The organism is Pseudomonas huaxiensis (genome assembly GCF_003231275.1).
In the GTDB taxonomy this organism is placed as follows: Bacteria; Pseudomonadota; Gammaproteobacteria; order Pseudomonadales; family Pseudomonadaceae; genus Aquipseudomonas; species Aquipseudomonas huaxiensis.
Genome location: NZ_QKVL01000096.1, coordinates 1 through 3,640, shown reverse-complemented (window position 1 = coordinate 3,640; position 3,640 = coordinate 1). Strand labels below are relative to the sequence as shown.

Genomic DNA, 3,640 nt, shown 5'->3' with positions numbered 1-3,640 from the left:
GGCGGTCTTCTGTAGCACGCGGTCATGCGGCGCCAGTTTCAGCTCGTTCTGCATCCACAGCATGTGATTGGTCAGCGCGCCGTGGCGGATTTCGACGCCCTTCGGTCGTCCAGTGGAGCCTGAGGTGTAAATGACATAGGCAAGGTTGTCCGCGTGCAGATGAACCTGCGGCGGCGCGATATCGGTGCTGTTCTGCCAGTCGATCAGCAGGTCCAGTTCCAGGCTGCGAACCTGCTCGCTCACCGGCAGTTGCGCCAGCAGCGACGATTGGGTCAGCAGCAGGCGAATGCCACTGTCACGCAACATGTAATCGAGGCGCTCACGCGGGTACGCCGGGTCCAGCGGCACATAGGCGCCGCCCGCCTTGAGGATCGCCAGCAGGCCGACGACCATTTCCAGGCTGCGCTCCAGCGAAATCCCCACCAGCACGTCCGGGCCCACGCCCAGTTCCCGCAAGTGGTGCGCCAGGCGGTTGGCCTGACGGTCCAGCTCGGCGTAGCTCAGTTGCCGCTCACCCAGGATCAGCGCCACAGCCTCTGGCGTGGCGTGCACCTGAGCTTCGATCAGGTCATGAATCGGTGCGTCGGCGAAGGCCACGGCCGTGTCGTTCCAGTCGTGCAGCAGGTGCTGGCGCTCGTCGGCGTCCAGCAGCGGCAGCTCGCCCAGCAACGCGCGGGCATCGCTGGCCAGGGCGCGCAGCAACTGATCGAAATGCCCGACCAGCCGCACCATGCCGTCCTCGCTGAAACGCTGGCGATCGAAGTTGAAGCGTACCGCCAACGTCTCGTTGGCCTGGACCACCAGGGTCAGCGGATAGTGAGTCTGCTCCTGGTTGATCACACTGCCGAACGCCAGTCCTTCTGGCGCTGCCTGTTGCAACACTTCGGACACCGGGTAGTTCTCGAACACCAGGATCGAATCGAACAACGCTTCGCCACCGTGACCGGCCCAGCGCTGGATATCGTAGAGCGGCGTGTGCTCATGCTCGCGCAGGGCCAGGTTGAGGGCCTGCAGTTCACCCACCCAGTTCGCCACCGACTGCTCGGCGCGCGGGCTGCCCACCACCGGCAGGGTGTTGATGAACAGGCCAAGCTGCTCCTCGATCCCCGGCAACTCCGCCGGACGTCCGGCGACAATGGCGCCGAAGGTCACGCTGGCCTGGCCGGTATAGCGTTGCAGCAGCAACAGCCAGGCAGCCTGCACCAGCGTATTCAGGGTTACCCGCTGCTCACGGGCGAAGGCATTGAGGCGTAGTGTCTGCTCGCGGTCGAGCGTGTAATGCTGGTCGATGTAGCCCGCCACCGCGACCTGCGGTTTCAGCACCTCGGCAAGCCGGGTCGGCGCCTCCAGCGCAGAGAGCTGTGCACTCCAGAAGGTTTCGCTGGCCGAGGCATCCTGGCGTTGCAGCCATTCGATGTAATCCCGGTAGCGGGCCGCCGACTGCGTCGGCACCTGACCGTGGTAACGCTGCAACACCTCGCCCAGCAGACGCGAACTGCTCCAGCCGTCCATCAGGATGTGATGGCTGGTGTAAATCAGGTGATGGCTGTCGTCGCCGGTGCGCAGCAAGGTCAGGCGCAGCAACGCTTCCTGCTCCAGATCGAAACCGCGCTGACGGTCGGCGTCAGCCCAGGCTTCGAGCGCTGCGGCGCCCTGCTCCACGGTGCGCCAGTCCTGCTCGGTCAGCGCCACGGCCACCTGTTTGCGGATCACTTGCAGCGGTTTGCGCAGGTCGCTGATGAAGCTGGCCCGCAGCACATCGTGCTGGTCGATCACCGCCTGCCAGGCCGCCTTGAAGCGCGCCACATCCAGACCCCGCACATCCACTCGCATCTGGTTGATGTAGTTGGCCGCCTCTTTCTCGTACAGGCTGTGGAACAGCATGCCCTGCTGCATCGGCGACAGTGGGTAGATATCGGCGATCTCCGCCGGGGCGATGCGCAGGCCGTCGATGTCCTGCTGGTCGAGGTTGGCCAGCGGGAAGTCCGAAGGCGTCGCCGCGGCGCTCTCGGCGTGCGCGCAGTGTTCGATCACCTGCCGCAACGCGGCGCTGTACTGATCGGCCAGCCCCTGCAACAGTGCGTGCTCGAACACCGCGGTGCTGAAGCGCCATTTCAGTTCGAGCTCACCGCCATAGACCTGGCCGCTGACGCTGATCAGGCTGTCCAGCGGAGCATCGAGGCTGTGCATGTCGCCGCTGCTCTCGCCGGACGGCCGCAACAAGCCGTCCTCCTCGGCGAAGCTGCCGTCGAACTGCCCCAGGTAGTTGAAGACGATCGCACCCTGGGCCAAACCGGCCAGGGCCTCGCGGGCGGCGCTGCTGCCCAGATGGCGCAGCACGCCGTAACCTATGCCCTTGTTGGGGATCGCGCGCAGTTGTTCCTTGATGGTCTTGATCGAGTCGGCCAGGGCCGGCCGCGGGCTGAGCCTGACCGGGTAGACCGTGGTGAACCAGCCGACCGTGCGGGTGATGTCCAGCGCTTCGAACAGGTCTTCGCGGCCGTGCCCTTCCAGCTTGATCAGCACCGACGGCTGCCGGGTCCAGGCACAGATCACCCGGGCCAGTGCCGTCAGCAGCAGGTCGTTGATCTGCGTGCGATAGGCCGCTGGAGCGTCCTGCAGCAGTTGTCGGGTCAGGTCGCGGTCCAGGCGGGTGGTGACGCTGGCGACAGTGCGGCTGCTCGCCTCGGCGCCCGCTTTGCGGTCCGGCAGCTCATCACTGACATCGGACAATTGCGCTTGCCAGTAGCCCAGTTCCTGCTCCAGTTCGGCGCTGCGGGCATAGTCACTCAGGTGCTCGGCCCAACGCTTGAACGAACTGGTCTTGGCCGGCAGTGCGAGGGGCTTGCCCTCGGCAAGCGCGGCGTAAGCGTTCTGCAGGTCTTCCAGCAGAATGCGCCAGGACACACCGTCCACCACCAGGTGATGGATCACCAGCAACAGACGTTGCGAGCCATCGGGCAGTTCCGCCAGCACCCCACGCAACAGGTGGCCGCGCTCCAGGTCGAGGCTGCGCTGGGCTTCCTGCGCCAACGGCTCCAGCTCATCGGCGTGCTTCAACTGGCGCTGCCAGAGCAACCCGCTGTCATTGCGCTGGCCGTGGACAGCGTTCCAGGCACCGTTTTCCAGGGCGAACCCAAGGCGCAAGGCATCGTGTTGCACCAGTAACGCCCGCAAGGTTTTTTCCACCAGGGCCGCTTGCAGCACACGGGACGGCTTGAGCATCACTGCCTGGTTCCAGTGGTGGCGCTGCGGGATGTCGCTTTCGAAGAAGGCGTGCTGAATCGGCGTCAGCGGTGCTGCACCGTCCACCGCAGCCTGATCGATGACGGTGGCTTCAGCCAGGCGCGCGACCGCAGCCAGGCTCTGCACGGTCTGGCGCTGGAACAGGTCCTTGGGCGTGAAGAAAATCCCGGCCTGACGCGCACGGCTGACCACCTGAATGGAGATGATCGAGTCGCCGCCCAGTTCGAAGAAGTTGTCAGTCAGCCCGACCTGCTCCAGCTTGAGCACATCGCACCAGATCGCCGCCAGTTGCTGTTCCAGCTCGCTGCGTGGCGCGACGTAGGTCGCCTGGGCCTGGGCAACGTCCGGTTGTGGCAGGGCCTTGCGGTCGAGCTTGCCGTTGGGTGTCAGCGGT

The 3,640-nt window shown here is 65.4% G+C and carries 1 protein-coding gene; it reads right to left on the bottom strand.

The genetic code is table 11. From position 1 onward, the window contains the following. On the bottom strand, positions 1–3,640 hold a 3,640-nt coding region (locus DM374_RS32160; RefSeq protein WP_157969803.1), incomplete at both ends, for a condensation domain-containing protein.